This is a genomic window from Pantoea sp. Seng (assembly GCF_009829935.1).
Taxonomy (GTDB): Bacteria; Pseudomonadota; Gammaproteobacteria; order Enterobacterales; family Enterobacteriaceae; genus Pantoea; species Pantoea communis.
In genome coordinates this window covers 45,321-63,281 of the sequence record NZ_SZZV01000023.1, presented here as the reverse complement: position 1 = coordinate 63,281, position 17,961 = coordinate 45,321, and the positions used below count along the sequence as shown (strand labels likewise).

Genomic DNA, 17,961 nt, shown 5'->3' with positions numbered 1-17,961 from the left:
CGCAGGCTATGACTATCCGAGCACATAATGAGTGAGAAACGATGACTCTGAATCTGGTAAGTGAGCAGTTACTAGCTGCGAACAGCATTAATCAGCAGGACCTTTTTTCCCTGTTAGGGCAGCTTTCAGAACGTCGTCTGGATTATGCCGACCTCTACTTCCAGTCCAGTTTCCATGAATCCTGGGTGCTGGAAGACAAAATCATTAAAGATGGTTCTTACCACATTGACCAGGGTGTCGGTGTGCGTGCTATCAGTGGTGAGAAAACCGGTTTCGCTTACGCAGACCAAATCACCCTGAACGCCCTGCGCCAGTCTTCTGAAGCCGCGCGCAGTATTGTGCGTGAGCAGGGCAATGGCAAAGCGCATACACTTTCAGCTGTGATCAACCGTTCGCTATATGCGCCGGTGAATCCGCTGGACAGCCTGACGCGCGAAGACAAAATTGCACTGCTGCATCGTGTTGATACCGTGGCACGTGCGGCCGATCCGCGCGTGCAGGAAGTCAATGCCAGCCTGACTGGCGTGTACGAGCAGGTGCTGGTGGCGGCGACCGATGGTACGCTGGCTGCGGATATCCGCCCACTGGTGCGTCTGTCGATCAGCGTGCAGGTGGAAGATCAGGGTAAACGTGAACGCGGCTCCAGCGGCGGCGGCGCGCGTACCGGTTATGAGTTCTTCTATGCCGATGAAAACGGTGATGTACGTGCCGATGCATGGGCGCGTGAAGCGGTGCGTCTGGCGCTGGTGAACCTGTCTGCCGTGGCCGCGCCTGCGGGCACCTTGCCGGTGGTATTGGGCGCTGGCTGGCCGGGCGTGCTGCTGCATGAAGCAGTCGGTCATGGTCTGGAAGGCGATTTCAATCGTCGTGAAACGTCGGTCTTCAGCGGTAAAATGGGGCAGCTGGTGGCCTCTGAACTCTGCACCGTGGTTGACGATGGCACTATCGAAGGCCTGCGCGGCTCACTGGCAGTGGATGATGAAGGCGTGCCAGGCCAGTATAACGTCCTGATCGAAAACGGCGTGCTCAAAGGCTATATGCAGGACAAGCTTAACGCGCGTCTGATGGGCGTACCGCCAACCGGTAACGGACGTCGTGAATCCTATGCGCACTTGCCGATGCCGCGTATGACCAACACCTATATGCTGGCGGGCAAATCCACGTCGCAGGACATCATTTCCAGCGTTGAGTACGGGATATATGCACCAAACTTTGGTGGCGGTCAGGTGGATATCACCTCCGGCAAGTTTGTGTTCTCAACTTCAGAAGCCTATCTGATTGAAAACGGCAAAGTCACCACGCCGGTGAAAGGTGCCACGCTGATTGGTTCGGGTATTGAAGCAATGCAGCAGATCTCAATGGTCGGTAACGATCTGGCGCTGGATAAAGGCGTTGGCGTGTGCGGTAAAGAGGGGCAGAGTGTGCCGGTCGGCGTCGGCCAGCCAACCCTGAAGCTGGATAAAATCACCGTCGGCGGAACTGCATAATCATTCCTGGTGCGCATCAATGCGCACCTTCCGAATGACAGTAAAGTCTGATGTCCCCATGACGCACCATTTCGAATGGCCGTGGAGTCTGATGATTCCACGGCGGCCTCTACGAATGACCGTAAGTTGATGTTCGCATGGCGGACTCTACAGATTATCGAACAGTCTGAGTTTCCCTATGGCGCACCTTACAAATAGTCGTTTCGCGCATCGTAGGGACACCCTGTATGGCGCCCAGACCGTTAACTCTTACGATGCTGCTGGTACTGTTGCGCCACCTGCTTAAAGTACTCGGTCAGATAATCGATACATACCTGCACCTTCAACGGCATCTTGTCTTTCTCGGTATAGAGCGCATACACCGGACGCGGTTCTGAGTGATATTGCGGGAACAGAATATCGATCTCCCCGGCGTTAATCTCATCAATCACCCACATCAGGGGGACATAGGCGATGCCGCAACCGGCTTTCAGCCAGCGAATCAGCGTCTGTGAATCATTAGTCACGAAGCGCCCTTGTGGCGTCAGCCGCGTCACCAACCCTTCCGGCGCGACCAGTTCAAAGGTGTTATCCGGGCGTACGCTGTACTCCAGCCATGAAAAATTATCGATTTCACCCGGTTTGTCTGGCGTGCCATGCTGTGCCAGATAACTTTTTGCGGCACAGACCACCATCGGCATCGCGCCCAGTCGGCGTGAGAACAGATTTGAATCTTGCAACGAGCCTACGCGGACCACGAGATCCAAGCCGTTAGCGATCAAATCTGGCGCGGGAATGCCGGTAACCAGATTGACGCTCAGACCAGGATATTCACGTAGCATATCGCTGGTCATTGCAGACAACACATTTTGCGCCATGGTGGAGGAGCAGCCGATACGCAGAATACCGATCGGCGTATTATTAAAGGCATAAAGCTGTTCGTGCACCTGAGACGCTTCAGCCAGCATGCGGCGGCAGCCCTGATAGTAAATCTTACCTGCTTCGGTCAGACCAATGCTGCGCGTACTGCGATTTAACAATTTGACCTGCAACTCATCTTCCAGTTTGGCGACAATTTGGCTGATTGACGAAACGCTAAGATGAAGCTGACGTGCCGCGGCGGTAAAAGAACCTAATTCAACCACTTTGGCGAAAATGGACATGCCTTTAAGTCGTTCCATTGTTTACTCTGGCTAAAAAGTGATTTAGCTCACAATATGTAGAAAACGTATAGTCATGCGCGTTACTATACGCACGCTGGGTCTGTTCACCGCACCTTAACACGGCTGTGTTTACACGATGATACGCTATCATTAGCTCAACGCGGCCTGAATGTTGCCATCAGTCTCCCAATCATCCCCTGATTCTCAACCCGACGTGCCATGCGGCATGAGGGCAGGTATCGGTGCAATCCGGCAAGGTCGAACTAAGGAACCGTAATGAGTGTGCTTCCGGTATTTGTCGTATTCGGGCTGAGTTTTCCGCCCATCTTCATTGAACTACTGGTTTCTCTGGCGCTGTTCTGGCTGGTGAAACGCGTGCTGACGCCCAGCGGAATTTATGACCTGGTGTGGCATCCGGCACTTTTTAACACAGCGTTGTATTGCTGCGTGTTTTACCTTGTATCCCGTCTATTCGTCTGAGGTTTTTAAGTGAAAGCGCTCATAAGAAAAATCGCGCGTTACGCGATTACTATCCTGCTGGTTATCATCGCAATCGTGATCATCTTCCGCGCCTGGGTGTTCTACACCGAATCGCCCTGGACGCGTGACGCCAAATTCTCCGCTGATGTGGTGGCGATCTCGCCGGACGTGACCGGCCTTATCACTGACGTGCCGGTGCACGACAACCAGCTGGTGAAACAGGGGGATACGCTGTTTGTCGTGGATCGCCCGCGCTACCAGAAAGCGCTGGATGAAGCCCAGGCGGATGTCGAATATTACCAGGCATTGGTCAATGAAAAGCGTCGTGAAGCGGCGCGCCGTAATCAACTCGGCACCAGTGCCATGTCGCGTGAAGCCATCGACCAGGCTAATAACGATCTGCAAACCAGCGAACATCAGCTGGCGAAATCGGTGGCAACACGCGATTTGGCGGTGATCGACCTGGATCGCACCACCATCAAAGCGCCTTCAGATGGCTGGGTCACTAACCTGAACGTTTATCAGGGCGAGTTCATCACCCGTGGTTCCGTTGCCGTGGCATTGGTACAGCAGCACTCATTCTACGTGCTGGCGTATATGGAAGAGACCAAGCTGGATGGCGTGCGTCCGGGCTTCCGCGCTGAAATCACCCCGTTGGGCAGTAATACCGTATTGCGCGGCACGGTGGACAGCATCGCGGCGGGCGTGACCAACAGCAGCAGCAGCGTGGACAGCAAAGGTATGGCGACCATCGATTCCAACCTCGAATGGGTACGACTGGCACAGCGCGTACCGGTGCGTATTCGTCTTGACGATCAACCGGGCAACCGCTTCCCGGCGGGCACTACCGCCACGGTAGTGATCACCGGTGATAAAGATCGCCAGACCAAAGTCTCGCCGTTGACGCAGTTCTTTAACCGCCTGCGCGAGTTTGGTTAAGCGAGGGCGTTATGATTGAGTTTTTGCGTTTCCCGGTGAAGCTGACATTTGCGCTGGTTGCGGCGCTGACGATTGGCTTTCACTTTAATCTGGAAACGCCGCGTTGGGCGGTGATGACCGCCGGCATTGTTGCTGGTGGTACCGCCTTTGCTGCGGGGGGCGATCCCTATTCTGGCGCACTGCGCTATCGCGGCATTCTGCGCATCATTGGTACATTTATTGGCTGTATTGCCGCCCTCACTATCATGATCGCCACGGTGCGTGCACCGGTGGTGATGCTGCTGCTGTGCTGTTTATGGGCGGGGATGTGCGTCTGGCTCTCTTCGCTGATTAAGGTCGAGAACTCTTACGCATTGGGACTGGCGGGTTACACGGCACTGATTATCGTGATTACTGCCGATGCCAGTGGCGGTTTGACGCTGGCACCCCAGTTTGCCGTTGAACGTTGCAGTGAAATCGTCATTGGCATTCTGTGTGCGATTCTTGCGGATATGTTGTTTTCGCCGCGCTCGATCAAAAAAGTGATTGATGCTGAAGTCGATTCGCTGCTGGTGGCGCATTACAAACTGCTGCAATTGTGTGTCGCCCACGCGGATAAAGACGAGGTGGATCGCACCTGGAGCGCGCTGGTACGTCGCACCACGGCACTCAACGGCATGCGCAGCCAATTGCTGATGGAATCTTCGCGCTGGAAAAATACCAGCCGCCGGTTACAGATGCTGAATACGCTGTCGCTGACGTTAATTACGCAAGCCGCTGAAACCTTCCTGATTCAAAACGCTCGTCCGGATTATATTCCGACGCAGTATCGCCTGCTGATTGAGAAAGACGTCCATAACGTCGATGACGTGCATAAGCGTATGAAGGTGATGCGTCGTTTGATCAGCGTCAGCAACAAAAATGTGCCGATGACGGTGGCAAGTTGGGTCGGCGCAGCAACAGAGTATCTGCTGCTGATTAATGGTGTACGCAGTAACAGCCGCATTACCACGCTGGAAGAGAGTATCCTGCAGCGCGAAGTGGTGATTCAGGCACGTTCGGCGGAAACCCATCATGCGATGATCAACGGCGTGCGTACCTTTGTGGCGACCGCGCTCGGCTCTCTGTTTTGGCTCTATACCGGCTGGACTTCGGGCAGTGGCTGTATGGTGATGCTGGCCGTCATCACCGCGCTGGCGATGCGTATGCCGAATCCGTTGATGATGGCGAAAGACTTCTTCTACGGTATGGCCTTCGCCGTACCACTCGGCATGCTCTACTTCATCTATATCCTGCCAGCTACCCAGCAAAGCGCGTTGTTGTTGTGTATCGCGATTGGCGCACTCGGGTTTATCGGCGGTATCTTCGTGCAACGACGCCAGATTGGTACGTTAGGTGCGTTGATTGGCACCATCAACGTGCTGGTGCTGGATAATCCGATGAAGTTTGAGTTCAACGTCTTCCTCGATAATGCGTTGGGCCAGTGGATCGGCAGCTTTGTGGCGATGATGGTGATTCTGCTGATTCGCGATAAATCCAAAGCACGTACCGGCCGTAAACTGCTGAATCGCTTTATGTATGCGGCTGTGGCGGCCTTGACCACCAATCAGGCGCGCCGTCGCGAGAATCATCTGCCCGCGCTCTATCAGCAGCTGTTCCTGCTGCTCAATCTGTTCCCCGGCGATATCGACAAATACCGCATCGCGCTGACGCTGATTATCGGTCATCAGCGACTGCGTAATGCTGAAGTCCCGGTTAACGCGGAGCTTTCGGCTTATCACCGTCAGTTGCGATACACCGCCGATCGCGTGATTTCAGCCACTAGCGATGACAAGCGGCGCTACTACTTTGAGCGTTTGTTGAAGGAACTGGAGATTTATCAGGAAAAGCTCCATCACTATTCGGCACCGGAGAGCGTTACCGAACCGGTGAAACGGCTCTCGTTGATGCTGGATAAATACCAAAACACCCTCATCCAAATCTGAAATCGGCCGCTGCACGTTGCAGCGGCCTTTTTGATCCCACGCTGACACAAAACCCGATGATATTGGCATCTATACTTTCCTGACAGGATGCAAACTAGCAGGAGAAGAATAATGTCCACCTCTCTACAACAACACGCGCTGTTTAAAACCGGCTATTTCGCTGCGGGCCAGTGGCACAACGCCAGTGCCACCTTTGACGTCACTAATCCGGCAACCGGCGAAGTGCTGGCAAAAGTCGCACGCGCGGGTAAGGCGGAAACCGAGCGGGCCATCGCTGCCGCTCAGCAGGCTTTTCCGGCATGGCGTGATAAAACCGCGAAACAGCGCGCAGAGATTCTTAATCGCTGGTATCAACTGATGATTGAGAACAAAAGCTGGCTCGGGCAACTGATGACCGCCGAGCAGGGCAAACCCCTGAAAGAAGCCGAAGGCGAAGTCGAGTACGCCGCCAGCTTTATTCAATGGTTTGCCGAGCAAGCTAAACGTGCCAACGGCGAAATCATCCCGCCAGCAAAACCCGGATCACGCATTTTGGCAACACGTGAACCGATTGGTGTGGTGGCGGCTATCACGCCGTGGAATTTCCCGATGGCGATGCTGACACGCAAGCTTGGCCCGGCGCTGGCAGCAGGCTGCACCGGCATCATCAAACCGGCCAATAACACTCCGCTGTGTGCCTTTGCGTTAGCCGCGCTGGCGCAGGAAGCCGGTGTGCCCGACGGCGTATTGAATGCGGTGGCGGGCGATACTCATGCCATCAGCGACGCCATTATGTCGAGCCCGGCTGTACGTAAAATCTCGTTCACCGGTTCAACCGCCGTGGGCAAAACGCTGATGCGCAATGCCGCGGACACCATGAAGAAAGTCTCGATGGAGCTGGGTGGCAATGCACCCTATATCGTGTTTGAGGATGCGGATATTGAGGCGGCGGTACAGGGCGCAATAGCCAACAAATTCCGCAATGCGGGCCAGGTCTGTGTCAGCGTTAACCGCTTTTATGTACACAACGCGGTCTACGATCGTTTCGTCAATCAACTGGCCGATGCCGTGGGCAAGCTGAAAGTGGGTAATGGCGTAGAGGAAGGCGTGATAGTCGGCCCGCTGATCGAGCAGTCGGCGCTGGAAAAAGTAGAAGAGCACGTTAAGGATGCGCTGAGCAAAGGCGGTAAGTTGCTGATTGGCGGCGAGCGTCATCCGCTGGGAGGCAACTTCTGGCAGCCGACGGTGATTGCCGAGGCGCATGAGGGGATGAAGCTGGCCCAGGAAGAGACCTTTGGTCCGGTCGCCGCCTGCTTCCGCTTTGATGATGAAGCCGATGTCATTCAGCGCGCCAATAACACGGAATACGGATTAGCCGCCTATTTCTATACGCAAAATCTGCAACGGGTGTTCCGCGTCTCGGCGGCGCTGGAGGCCGGGATGATTGGCATTAATGAGTGCGCCGTATCCACTGAACTGGCACCGTTTGGCGGTGTAAAAGAGTCCGGTTTGGGACGTGAAGGATCGGTGCTGGGAATGGAAGAGTACCTGGAAGTGAAAGCGCTGCATATTGGTGGGCTTGCCTGACGGGCGGCCCTGCCTGCAAGAGGGAATCACAATGAGAACCGAGCGTTTTGATTTTGACGAAATCGTCGATCAAGCCCATTTCTATCGCCAGTTCAGCGATCGTTTTGCGCTGGCGGATCTGGCCATCAGCGATCTTGACGATCTCTGGGATGCGATACTTGGGGAGCAGTTGCCGTTGCCGCTGGAAATTGAGTTTGTGAATCTGGGGACAGGGCAGAAACGCCGGTATGGCGCATTAATCCTGCTGTTTGATGAAGCAGAAGAGGAGCTGGAAGGCCAGCTCCGCTTTAATGTGAAGTGACAAGCCGAAAAAGGGCCCCGGCGAGCGGGGCCAAAGGGTTCGTCAGAATTGACGAGGAATTATTTATACAGCTCGGCGGTCACGTGATAGCTGTCGCCGGTTTTCGCTTCAATCACTTTATAAGCACTGGCACCTTGTGCATCGGCTTTCTGAGAAAGCTCAGAACGGTAATCCATTGGCGAACCGCCGGTACCGCTGATGGTGATAGTGCTGCCGGTAGGTTGCAGATTTTGCGCCTGCTCATCCGTTACCAGTTGGGCTGCCGATGCACCAAAGGCAAACAAGGAAAGAAGGCTGGCGGCTGCGATGGTTACTTTGATTTTCATGATTTTTTCTCCTCGTTGTAATCAACAACCTGCGGCAAAAGGTGGGTGAGGCGGGTCGTCGATCAATTGTCTGGCGCCGTTCAGGCGCCCGACGTTCGATGTAATCTTATTTGTACAGTTCTGCAGTCACGTGGAAGGTGTCGCCACGATTATTCTCAATGATGCGGTAATGGCTGGCACTCTGAGCATCGGCTTTCTGCGACAGTTCCTGACGGACGTTGGTCTGATCACCGTCAACACCGCTTACGCTGATGGTCTGATTCAACGGTTGCAGTTGCTCGGCTTGTTCGTTAGAAACCAGGCTGGCAGCACTGGCACCGAAGGACAATACGGAAGCCAGACCTACGATGGCGATAGCTAATTTGGTTTTCATGATTCACTCTCCTGAAATGGGGTTTGGCAACCTGAGAGGCAAATGCGTCTCAAACGGGTCGCCGTTCACACTGCGTCTTGTTCAGTCAACTTATTTATAAAGCTCAGCGGTGGCGTGATAGCTGTCGCCGGTATTCGCTTCGATCACACGGTAGGCTTTAGCACCTTCCTGATCGGCTTTTGCATTCAGCTGCTCATGGATATCCATCGGAGAACCGCCCACGCCGCTCACACTGATGGTGCCGGCAGGTTGCAGATTCGCTGCCTGTTGGGCATTGATAGAATCTGCTGCAAAAGCACCAAATGACAGGGCAGATAGAACACTCAGGGTTGCGATAGTAGTTTTAACGTTCATGGTATTTTTCCTCGTCTTCTGTTTTTATCTTTTTCTTTCGTGTGATTTGCATCACAAAAACAAGTATAGATCTAATCACCCATGAAATTAATGTCTGGCTAATAATGTTTGGTTGTTATTCTTTATCCTTATGGCACCTTTTTAGAACTGGAAGTTATTAAAACCGGTTGATTCTTAACCATTGGCTGTTATTTATTCGTAAAAACAAGGATCTGCATCAAATTATCTTTTCGTGCGAAAGATCATGGTCGATCCCGCTGGCTGATACGCCATAAGAAGCTATAACCACTGAGCATAATATGTAAAGCAGTGTAAAATAGCGCGAATGGTTAAGAAGGGGAAAAGGTCGTACCAATATTTTGTCGGATGCAGAACCGGCAGCTATATCGATAACTTATTATTAAAAAAGGATTTTGTAACAAGCGTGGCGGGTAACGGATCATCAGGAAGGATGTTACCGGCAGATGATCTGCCGGTTAAGACCAGGGTTTTATAGTTCCTGTTCGAATAAAACCAGCACGGCATCGTGCAGCTGTTTTACGGAGAAACTACGCGCAGGGGTAATAAAGATGGTGTCATCCCCCGCGATAGTACCGAGAATGCCTTCCGCTTTACCGAGTGAATCCAGCAGGCGTGCAATCAGCTGCGCAGCACCCGGGCTGGTGTGAATCACCACTAAGGCATCGTTGTAATCGATATCCAGCACCAGATTCTTCAATGGGCTGGTGGTGGTCGGCACGCCAAGTTCGGCTGGCAAACAATAAACCATTTCCATTTTGGCATTACGGGTGCGCACGGCACCAAACTTTGTCAGCATACGAGAAACTTTTGACTGGTTGATGTTCTCGAAGCCGTCTTCCTGCAGCGCCTGTACGATTTCGCCCTGAGAGCTGAATTTTTCTTCTTTTAATAACGCTTTGAACGCTTTGATCAAGTCGTCTTGTTTTGATGGGTTTCGCATAAGCTACCAATAAAAGAGGGGTGCAGCAGGCAACAGGCCAGCAGCAGATAAATTATTATGCATTTAGATGAATTTTTATGCAATAAGCGTAGTGAGCGAATCGCGCTAATCAACTGCGGACAGGCATCATAGCAGAGTTTTGTGTTGCGCCAAAATCGCGGGCTGACGCGCAAAGCGAAGGTTGCAATGTTGTTATAGTATTGAAGTGGTAACAACTATATCGATGATCATTGCCGTCCATTGTCTTCTGGCTGCGATTGTATCATTCAGGCGACTTCTGAAGTGGAGATGTCTCGGGAGCCGATTGCGGCGTCATGTTATTGCGCGACAGGTTTGTCGCTATCGCCTGAGAAGTTGATTAAACTCGTAACCTGATGGATTTTCGGCATATCTCTGCCCCACCTTCATAAGGAGTTCAGGATGAAAGTTGCCGTTCTCGGTGCAGCCGGTGGTATTGGCCAGGCGCTCGCACTGCTGCTCAAAACTCAATTACCCGCAGGTTCCGCTCTCTCACTTTATGATATCGCCCCGGTCACGCCCGGGGTGGCGGTTGATCTCAGCCATATTCCTACCTCTGTGAAGGTGGAAGGGTTTAGTGGCGAAGACGCGACACCTGCGCTGCAGGGAGCCGATATTGTGCTGATTTCTGCGGGTGTGGCACGTAAACCCGGCATGGATCGCGCCGACCTGTTTAACGTTAACGCGGGCATTGTACGTAACCTGATCGAGCAGGTTGCCAGCACCGCGCCGAAAGCGCTGATTGGCGTGATCACTAATCCGGTTAACACCACGGTGGCCATTGCGGCTGAAGTGCTGAAGAAAGCCGGCGTGTATGACAAGAACCGTCTGTTTGGTGTCTCAACCCTCGACATTATCCGCGCCAACACCTTTGTTGCAGCGTTGAAAGGCAAGCAGCCCACCGAGATCGAGGTCCCGGTGGTGGGGGGGCACTCAGGCGTGACAATTTTGCCGCTGCTGTCGCAGGTTAAAGGCATCAGCTTCAGCGAACAGGAAGTGGCTGACCTCACTAAGCGTATTCAGAACGCCGGCACCGAAGTGGTGGAAGCGAAAGCCGGTGGTGGATCGGCGACCTTGTCAATGGGGCAGGCTGCTGCGCGCTTTGGTCTCTCACTGGTGCGTGCGCTACAGGGCGAAGCCAATGTAGTCGAATGCGCTTATGTTGAGGGAGATGGCGAATATGCGCGCTTCTTCTCCCAGCCGCTGCTGATCGGCAAGAACGGTATCGTGGAACGTCGCCCGTTGGGTTCTTTGAGTGCGTTTGAACAGCAAGCGCTCAGCGGCATGCTGGATACGCTGAAGAAAGATATCGCGCAGGGCGAAGAGTTTGTGAAGTAACGCTCAGCAGAAAAAACAGCGCCCGGTGATTGCCGGGCGTTGTCATTTATAAGCCGCCAGATTTAAAGGTTTGGCTGGACGGTGAGCCATTGCTGGCCGGCGTTTTACGTCCCAGCGTTTCCATACGCACCTGGAACGGTGGGAACGGCATCTCAATACCGTGCTCTTCAAAGCCACGCAGAATCAACTGATGCAGCTCATGACGCAGTGGCATGCGGTGACCCATCTCGGCAGCGTGCACACGCAGTTCAAACAGCTGAATACCTTGCTGCAAGTCTACCAGGAACACATCCGGTGTGGGCATATCCAGCACGTAGGTACAGCGCTCGGCCGCCTGCTTGAGAATGTTGGTGACTTCATCACTGTTGACGTGTGCCGGAGCCGGGATGGTCAGCACCACACGCGTGACAGAATCCGACAACGACCAGTTAACGAACTGCTCAGTGATAAAGGCCTTGTTAGGCACGATGATCTCTTTACGGTCCCAATCGGTAATCGTGGTGGCGCGGGTATTGATGCGGGTAATGCTGCCGGTCAGATCGCGAATGGTGACGGTATCGCCGATGCGAATTGGCTTTTCGAACAAGATAATCAGACCAGAAATAAAGTTGGCGAAGATCTCCTGCATACCAAAGCCCAACCCCAGACCTAACGCCGCCACCAGCCACTGCAGTTTTGCCCACTCAACGCCAATGATCGAGAAGCCGACTAATCCGCCAATCAGCATCAGCACGTATTTGGTCAGGGTAGTGATGGCATAACCGGTGCCAGGTGACAGGCTGATGTGTTGCAGCAACGCCAGTTCCAGCAGGGCAGGCATGTTACGCACCAGCTGAGTGGTGATAATGAACACCAGGATGGCAATCAGCACCGCGCCCAGCGTAATCGGCTGCACGCTCTCCACGCCCTGCACCGTGGTGCTGGCATCCCACAGTGGGATGTTGTCGAGGAAACTAAAGGCCGAGTGAATTTCTGACCACAGTACGATAACGGACACCAGCGCGATCAGCGTCAGAATGGATCGCACCAGGCGCAATGACTGCGCACTAATCTCATCCAAATCCAGGCTCGGCTCTTCAATTTCGATGGTATCGGCGTTGGCGGGCGTTTGTTGATCTTTCTCATCCTCACTGCGCGCACGGTTGGCCAGCATATCCGCGCGGCGTTGACGGGCGCGGTCGAAGGCGATGCGACGGCGTTGGATCAGCATCCAGCGGCGAATGATGTGATAAATCACCAGCAGGAAGAACCAAATGCCCACCGAGGTTTCCAGACGCGCCAGCAGTGCCTGTGCGGTCGCCAGATAGCCGATGCAGGAAGCCAATGCCGCTACCAGCGGGATGGCAATCATCAGGTTCCACAGAATACGGTTAACGAAGTTGTCGCCGTTGCCCTCTTTATCCAGATACAGCGGAATGCCTGCACGTTTAAGGCTGACGGTGACAATACTTAACGCACCGCAAATCAAAATGAAGCACAGGCGACCGAGCGTGCCGGAGAACTGCGGATCGTCGAGATTGGCAAAGGCAATCAGCAGCATGATCAGCGGCACAATCAGGCCAACCGTCAGCGAGTAGTAACGCATAGCACGCGCTACCCGCGCCTGCGGCCAGCGGAAGTGCACCACAAATAGCCCATCATGACGCGCAAAAGCAGCACTGATCATAAAGGCCCACAGCAGCGGCAGCGTGGCAGTGATGCCATCTCCAATCGCAACGGCAAACGGATAAGGCCAGGCGTGCTGTAAGCCAAAGCCCAGCGCGGCCCACAATACCGGCAGCGGCACCGCCACCAGAATCGACCAAAATACGGTGCGGAGCGTCAGGCTAAAGCGATCCTGAGTGACTTTTCCAACCTTGCTGGCGGAGCGTGCCATAAAGTCATTGAAATGACGGCGAGAGCTGATGCTAAAGCCCACCAACAGCACTGCGCAGATGATTGGCATCACGGTTTCTTTGCTGGTAAACATCATCGCCAGCGCTTTACCGAGTTGCCCCAGTGTATCCAGCGACAGCAGCCGGGTTAAGTCACGCGCCACGTCAATCGGATACTTCAAATCGATGGCGCTGACATCCGCCGTCCAGAACAGATAGCGGTGGGTGGCTTCTTTCACTTCCCCCAGCGCGTCCTGCAACTGGGTATTCGACACCTTCAGCTTGGTGATTTCCAGAATCAGCGTATCGCAGCCGGAGATCAGTGAATTGAGCAGTTCGCGCTGGGTTTTCAGCTGGGCATCGAGAATTCGGGTTTGCTCGCTGGTAAACGGCGTGCCATCGTCCTGCTTCTCCTTGCGCAGATCCTTTTGCCGCTCCAGTAAATCTTCATAATGCAGCCGTTGCACACGCAGTTGGCCCATCTCGCTATCAATCTGCTGCGACTTAGGCATATCCGGCAGTCTGGCGACCTGCGCACGTAGAGCTTCACCCAACAGATTCGATGCGCCCAGCCATTGTGATTGCTCGCGCAGGGTGCTGAGCGCCTGACGCACCTGCAGCGTCTGATTGGTGGCCAGGCGTTGTTGCGAGGCGACCAAATCCATACGCTGAGCTTGCGCATTCAGGTCGGCTGAAAGTTCACGGTTCACGCGGAATTGATCGCTGATCGAAGCCGGTAAATCGCCGCTGTTTTCCGCCAGCTGTTCAGTGCGTTCGAGCGCCAGTTCCGCTTCTCGCTGACGCTGATTATTCAGCTGATTGCGCAACGATTGCAGATAGTTATCCAGCTGCGTCACTTTACGCTGATGCACTTCCGCCCGCATACGCGCCAGCTCCTGGCGATTATTGGCGGAGAGCTGTGCCAGTTCTAACTCATCCACACGGGCTTTATTGGCGGCATTCTCGGCCAGGCGGGCATAAATCTGCGCCTGAGCCAGCGGCGTAGCGGCCGCAGAAAAGCCCTGAGCACGGCGATCGCTTTCGGTCATCGCCCGGCGTGCGTCAGTCTGCTGCTGCGGTAACTGTGAAAGTGAATCGCTAATCTCACGTGCGCGATCCTGCTCCTGTTGCGCCTGACGCCCTTCTTCCAGTAGCTGGCTGCTGATTTGCAGGATTTCCTGATCCAGTTCGGCGCTGCTCATGTTATTGCGCACCGTTTTACTGCCGTCGGTCAGTGTGGCGATCTGCTGACGCAGTTCACGTGCCAGCCGCGGAAAATCATCAATCACCTGCTGATACTGTTTAGCGCGCTCCAGCGATTCATCGCGCTCAGAGAGGAAATTGATGGCTGCTTCAATGGCCTGAACTTGCTCAGCTTGAGCAGGAGAGGCTTTGGCGGATTTGGCCGCATCCAGTTCCTGCTTCAACTGACTCGCGGGGGGAACGGTGGCTGCCAATACAGAACTGCTGAGCACCAGGCTCAGCAGTAGAGAGAGAAGAACGCGCACGGGAGAGGTTCCGGTTATTCAGCGAGCGGGGCGCTGTCGCCGGGCTGCGGCAGGGCAATCGCCAGCGGTTGGCCAAGGCGGGTTTTGCTCTCAGCTTCGAGACTCTCCGCCAGCTTCACGCGGCCCGGTGCGAACAGGTTAATCACCGTCGAACCGAGTTTGAAACGTCCCATTTCCTGACCTTTCAACAACACAACGGCCCCGTCATGATCCGCTGAAGGATAACGCCAGCGTTTAATCACCCCTTCGCGCGGTGGCGTAATGGTGCCCGCCCACACGGTTTCGATGCTGCCCACAATGGTTGCCCCTACCAGGATCTGCACCATCGGGCCATGATCGGTATCGAAGACGCAGATCACACGCTCATTGCGTGCAAACAGGTTCGGGATATTACGTGCTGTCAGCGGGTTGACGGAGTAAAGATCGCCCGGCACATAAATCATTTCGCGCAGAATACCGTTACAGGGCATGTGCACACGGTGATAATCGCGCGGGGCAAGATAGGTGGTGATGAACTCACCATCGACGAACTTTTCTGCCAGATCGTCGTTACCGGCCAGCAAGGCCTGCAACGAATAGTAATGGCCTTTCGCCTGGAAGATCTGATCGCCTTCAATGCGGCCTAACTGGCTCACCGCGCCATCAGCCGGCAGCGCCAGCAGGGTCGCATCGGGATCAATCGGGCGCGCACCCTCTTTTAGCGGACGCACGAAGAAGTCATTAAAGGTGCGATAGCTACCAGTATGGGGTTTGCTGGCTTCGGCCATATCCACTTTGTAGTACCAGACAAACATGTCGATGACCGCTTTGGTCAGCCAGCCACCGCGACGACTGGCGCCCCAGCCGGCAAGTTCGGTCAGCCCTTTTTTAGGCAGAATATGATTCAGGCCGAGTTTAAAACGATCAAACACCGTTGCCTCCTGGCTTAATTACGCTTGGTTTACACAAAAGGGGGCGGATTGTAGCAGCGCCCCGGTCAGTTGGCGAATGTGCCGTTGTACCCGTTAATCTTCGCTGGCGGAAAAGTTTTTACGCGTTTTTACCTGCGCCATACTCTCCAGAATCCGGTGGTAGTTATCGAAGCGCGAGATGTTGATTGTTCCTTCCTCTACCGCTTCGCGAATGGCGCAGCCGGGATCGGTATCATGCTTGCAGTCGCGGAAACGGCAACCGCCGATAAACTCACGGAATTCGACAAATCCACGGGTGATTTGTTCCGGCTCCAGATGCCATAAACCGAATTCACGTACGCCTGGAGAATCAATCACGTCGCCGCCGTGCGGGAAGTGATACAGGCGTGAGGCGGTGGTGGTGTGTTGGCCCAGACCGGAGTTATCAGACACATCGTTGGTCAGAATCTCATCGCCCGCCAATTCCAGTCCCAGCAAATTGTTTAGCAAACTGGATTTACCCACACCAGATTGACCCGCAAAAATACTCACGCGATCGGTTAAGGCCTGTTCCAGCTCCGCCAGGCCATCTTTGGCACGGCTGGATACCATCAACACGCGATAGCCAATTTTGCGATAGATATCCATCTGCTCATCCACAAACGCGCGGGCTTCCGCGTCGAGCAGATCGGTTTTGTTCAGGACCAGCAGTGGCTCAACGCCCAGGGTTTCACTGGCCACCAGATAACGATCGATGATATTGAGCGACAGCTCCGGCAGGATCGCCGACACAATGATGATCTGATCGATGTTGGCCGCGATCGGTTTGACGCCATCATAGAAATCCGGACGCGTCAGCACCGTTTTACGTTCGTGAACTGCTTCCACAATGCCTTTACCGCCGCCAATCGCCGCACGCCACAGCACACGGTCACCGGTGACCAGTGAGCGAATGGTGCGACGGATATTGCAGCGATGCACTTCGCCCACGCCATCTTCCACATCTGCGTGCATGCCGAAACGGCTGATCACCACGCCTTCGCTCGCTTCTCCAAACAGGTTGTCATCCGGTTCCGGCTTTTCATTCCGTTGCTGCAGACGACGCTGATGGTTAGCGCTTACGCGACGTTGTTGACCCTTCGACAGTTTATTTTTGCTCACGCATCCTCTCACGGCTTTCGCCAGGCTTCGCCCCGCTGGGCAAAACGTCTATGATACACCTGAAACGAGTGTAATGACGACTTTGGCAACAGGCGGGAAACGCATGACAGCTGGAAATGAAAATAATCTGATTTGGATCGACCTGGAAATGACCGGATTGGATCCGGAGCAGGATCGCATTATTGAGATCGCCACGATCGTCACCGATGCCAACCTGAATATCCTGGCAGAAGGCCCGGTGTTTGCGGTGCATCAGTCTGATGAGCAATTGGCATTGATGGATGAGTGGAATGTGCGTACGCACACCAACAGTGGCCTGGTAGAACGTGTGAAAGCCAGCCAATACGACGACCGTGCTGCAGAGCTGGCGACCATCGAATTTCTCAAGCAGTGGGTTCCGGCTAACACTTCTCCGATTTGCGGCAATAGCATCGGCCAGGATCGCCGCTTCCTTTTCAAATACATGCCGGAGCTGGAAGCCTACTTCCACTACCGTTATCTGGATGTCAGCACGCTGAAAGAACTGGCGCGTCGCTGGAAACCCGATATCCTGCCGGGCTTCAAAAAAGCGGGCAGTCACCAGGCGCTGGATGATATCCGCGAGTCCGTTGCCGAGTTGGCCTACTACCGCGAACACTTCTTGCAGCTTTAATCGCCTAAGGGTGCGCAGGAAATCATCAGGTTGCTGATTAAATCAGCAAACGCACTGAAAGCGCAAAATTTTGCTTTTAGACTCTTGCGACTGAAAGGATTTCTCGTATAATGCGCACCCCGTACCGGTGAAGAATTTATTACGGTGCGCAGCAGTAACACGAAGTTCCAGAATCAAGTATTTCGGTTTGCGGCAAGGCAGCAACTGAACGAATCACAGAGAGCTTACGTCAGTAAGTGACCTGTGTGAGTGAAGGAAGCTAACGCGGCAGCAAATTGAAAGACGAAGATTATGCGGGAATAGCTCAGTTGGTAGAGCACGACCTTGCCAAGGTCGGGGTCGCGAGTTCGAGTCTCGTTTCCCGCTCCAAATTTCGTTAGCAGTAACCTCTTTGCGGGAATAGCTCAGTTGGTAGAGCACGACCTTGCCAAGGTCGGGGTCGCGAGTTCGAGTCTCGTTTCCCGCTCCAAAATCTGTTTTAGTTAGTAGTAACCTCTTTGCGGGAATAGCTCAGTTGGTAGAGCACGACCTTGCCAAGGTCGGGGTCGCGAGTTCGAGTCTCGTTTCCCGCTCCAGATTTTCATATTCACTAATGTTATTTGCTCTCGGGCGTAATCAGACTTAAAA

The 17,961-nt window shown here is 54.1% G+C and carries 16 protein-coding genes and 3 tRNA genes; 11 read left to right on the top strand and 8 right to left on the bottom strand.

Annotated elements, in window-relative coordinates; all coding sequences use genetic code 11:
* Positions 1 to 41: 41 nt before the first annotated feature.
* Complete coding sequence (tldD, locus tag FD737_RS20515; protein ID WP_160834436.1) at positions 42 to 1,487, top strand: metalloprotease TldD; 1,446 nt, start codon at positions 42 to 44, stop codon at positions 1,485 to 1,487.
* Between the two features lie 242 nt (positions 1,488 to 1,729).
* Here tldD and aaeR read toward each other — a convergent pair whose 3' ends face one another.
* Positions 1,730 to 2,647 (bottom strand): HTH-type transcriptional activator AaeR, encoded by a 918-nt coding sequence (aaeR, locus tag FD737_RS20510; protein ID WP_160834435.1) that lies wholly within the window; start codon positions 2,645 to 2,647, stop codon positions 1,730 to 1,732.
* A gap of 258 nt (positions 2,648 to 2,905) precedes the next feature.
* On the opposite strand from aaeR, the gene aaeX reads away from it, so the two are divergent.
* From aaeX to FD737_RS20485, 5 genes are all read left to right on the top strand, one after another.
* Positions 2,906 to 3,109 carry a p-hydroxybenzoic acid efflux pump operon protein AaeX gene (gene aaeX / locus FD737_RS20505; protein WP_021508145.1) on the top strand — a complete coding sequence of 68 codons (204 nt, stop codon included), beginning with the start codon at positions 2,906 to 2,908 and terminating at the stop codon, positions 3,107 to 3,109.
* A 9-nt stretch (positions 3,110 to 3,118) separates the two neighbouring features.
* Entirely contained in the window at positions 3,119 to 4,048 is a 930-nt protein-coding gene (gene aaeA, locus FD737_RS20500) for a p-hydroxybenzoic acid efflux pump subunit AaeA (protein WP_058959562.1), read from the top strand.
* 11 nt (positions 4,049 to 4,059) lie between these two features.
* The gene (aaeB, locus tag FD737_RS20495) at positions 4,060 to 6,012 is read left to right on the top strand and encodes a p-hydroxybenzoic acid efflux pump subunit AaeB (RefSeq protein ID WP_160834434.1); all 1,953 of its coding nucleotides are present in this window, start codon (positions 4,060 to 4,062) and stop codon (positions 6,010 to 6,012) included.
* Between the two features lie 111 nt (positions 6,013 to 6,123).
* Positions 6,124 to 7,578 carry an NAD-dependent succinate-semialdehyde dehydrogenase gene (locus FD737_RS20490; protein ID WP_160834433.1) on the top strand — a complete coding sequence of 485 codons (1,455 nt, stop codon included), beginning with the start codon at positions 6,124 to 6,126 and terminating at the stop codon, positions 7,576 to 7,578.
* Positions 7,579 to 7,609: 31 nt separating this feature from the next.
* Complete coding sequence (locus FD737_RS20485; protein ID WP_034831139.1) at positions 7,610 to 7,879, top strand: hypothetical protein; 270 nt, start codon at positions 7,610 to 7,612, stop codon at positions 7,877 to 7,879.
* 59 nt (positions 7,880 to 7,938) lie between these two features.
* Here FD737_RS20485 and yhcN (FD737_RS20480) read toward each other — a convergent pair whose 3' ends face one another.
* From yhcN (FD737_RS20480) to argR, 4 genes are all read right to left on the bottom strand, one after another.
* A complete protein-coding gene (gene yhcN / locus FD737_RS20480) occupies positions 7,939 to 8,205 on the bottom strand; it encodes a peroxide/acid stress response protein YhcN (RefSeq protein ID WP_160834432.1) in 267 nt (88 codons plus the stop codon).
* A 106-nt stretch (positions 8,206 to 8,311) separates the two neighbouring features.
* Positions 8,312 to 8,578, bottom strand: a complete 267-nt coding sequence (locus FD737_RS20475; protein ID WP_160834431.1) for a YdgH/BhsA/McbA-like domain containing protein — start codon at positions 8,576 to 8,578, stop codon at positions 8,312 to 8,314.
* A gap of 90 nt (positions 8,579 to 8,668) precedes the next feature.
* Positions 8,669 to 8,932, bottom strand: coding sequence for a peroxide/acid stress response protein YhcN (gene yhcN, locus FD737_RS20470; RefSeq protein ID WP_034831133.1), 264 nt, complete (start codon positions 8,930 to 8,932; stop codon positions 8,669 to 8,671).
* 490 nt (positions 8,933 to 9,422) lie between these two features.
* The gene (gene argR / locus FD737_RS20465) at positions 9,423 to 9,893 is read right to left on the bottom strand and encodes a transcriptional regulator ArgR (RefSeq protein ID WP_034831131.1); all 471 of its coding nucleotides are present in this window, start codon (positions 9,891 to 9,893) and stop codon (positions 9,423 to 9,425) included.
* A gap of 420 nt (positions 9,894 to 10,313) precedes the next feature.
* Between argR and mdh the strand changes: the two genes are divergently transcribed.
* A complete protein-coding gene (gene mdh / locus FD737_RS20460; RefSeq protein ID WP_160834430.1) occupies positions 10,314 to 11,249 on the top strand; it encodes a malate dehydrogenase in 936 nt (311 codons plus the stop codon).
* Positions 11,250 to 11,295: 46 nt separating this feature from the next.
* Here mdh and mscM read toward each other — a convergent pair whose 3' ends face one another.
* The 3 genes from mscM to rsgA form a co-directional block, all read right to left on the bottom strand.
* A complete protein-coding gene (mscM, locus tag FD737_RS20455; protein WP_160834429.1) occupies positions 11,296 to 14,631 on the bottom strand; it encodes a miniconductance mechanosensitive channel MscM in 3,336 nt (1,111 codons plus the stop codon).
* Between the two features lie 14 nt (positions 14,632 to 14,645).
* Positions 14,646 to 15,542: an archaetidylserine decarboxylase gene (asd, locus tag FD737_RS20450; RefSeq protein WP_034829399.1), complete on the bottom strand. Its 897-nt coding sequence runs from the start codon at positions 15,540 to 15,542 to the stop codon at positions 14,646 to 14,648.
* 93 nt (positions 15,543 to 15,635) lie between these two features.
* Complete coding sequence (gene rsgA, locus FD737_RS20445; protein ID WP_034829385.1) at positions 15,636 to 16,682, bottom strand: small ribosomal subunit biogenesis GTPase RsgA; 1,047 nt, start codon at positions 16,680 to 16,682, stop codon at positions 15,636 to 15,638.
* 103 nt (positions 16,683 to 16,785) lie between these two features.
* Here rsgA and orn point away from each other — a divergent pair, with 103 nt between their 5' ends.
* The 4 genes from orn (at position 16,786) to FD737_RS20425 (ending at position 17,909) form a co-directional block, all read left to right on the top strand.
* Entirely contained in the window at positions 16,786 to 17,334 is a 549-nt protein-coding gene (gene orn, locus FD737_RS20440; protein ID WP_034829381.1) for an oligoribonuclease, read from the top strand.
* 293 nt (positions 17,335 to 17,627) lie between these two features.
* Positions 17,628 to 17,703, top strand: a tRNA-Gly gene (locus tag FD737_RS20435).
* Positions 17,704 to 17,727: 24 nt separating this feature from the next.
* Positions 17,728 to 17,803 (top strand) — tRNA-Gly (locus FD737_RS20430).
* 30 nt (positions 17,804 to 17,833) lie between these two features.
* Positions 17,834 to 17,909 (top strand) — tRNA-Gly (locus tag FD737_RS20425).
* Positions 17,910 to 17,961: the final 52 nt, after the last annotated feature.

What these genes read in the sequence shown, in the direction of transcription:
- tldD (WP_160834436.1), top strand. Translation starts at nt 42, where the DNA reads ATGACTCTGAATCTGGTAAGTGAGCAGTTACTAGCTGCGAACAGCATT.
- aaeR (WP_160834435.1), bottom strand. Translation starts at nt 2,647, where the DNA reads ATGGAACGACTTAAAGGCATGTCCATTTTCGCCAAAGTGGTTGAATTA.
- aaeX (WP_021508145.1), top strand. Translation starts at nt 2,906, where the DNA reads ATGAGTGTGCTTCCGGTATTTGTCGTATTCGGGCTGAGTTTTCCGCCC.
- aaeB (WP_160834434.1), top strand. Translation starts at nt 4,060, where the DNA reads ATGATTGAGTTTTTGCGTTTCCCGGTGAAGCTGACATTTGCGCTGGTT.
- FD737_RS20490 (WP_160834433.1), top strand. Translation starts at nt 6,124, where the DNA reads ATGTCCACCTCTCTACAACAACACGCGCTGTTTAAAACCGGCTATTTC.
- FD737_RS20485 (WP_034831139.1), top strand. Translation starts at nt 7,610, where the DNA reads ATGAGAACCGAGCGTTTTGATTTTGACGAAATCGTCGATCAAGCCCAT.
- yhcN (WP_160834432.1), bottom strand. Translation starts at nt 8,205, where the DNA reads ATGAAAATCAAAGTAACCATCGCAGCCGCCAGCCTTCTTTCCTTGTTT.
- FD737_RS20475 (WP_160834431.1), bottom strand. Translation starts at nt 8,578, where the DNA reads ATGAAAACCAAATTAGCTATCGCCATCGTAGGTCTGGCTTCCGTATTG.
- yhcN (WP_034831133.1), bottom strand. Translation starts at nt 8,932, where the DNA reads ATGAACGTTAAAACTACTATCGCAACCCTGAGTGTTCTATCTGCCCTG.
- argR (WP_034831131.1), bottom strand. Translation starts at nt 9,893, where the DNA reads ATGCGAAACCCATCAAAACAAGACGACTTGATCAAAGCGTTCAAAGCG.
- mdh (WP_160834430.1), top strand. Translation starts at nt 10,314, where the DNA reads ATGAAAGTTGCCGTTCTCGGTGCAGCCGGTGGTATTGGCCAGGCGCTC.
- orn (WP_034829381.1), top strand. Translation starts at nt 16,786, where the DNA reads ATGACAGCTGGAAATGAAAATAATCTGATTTGGATCGACCTGGAAATG.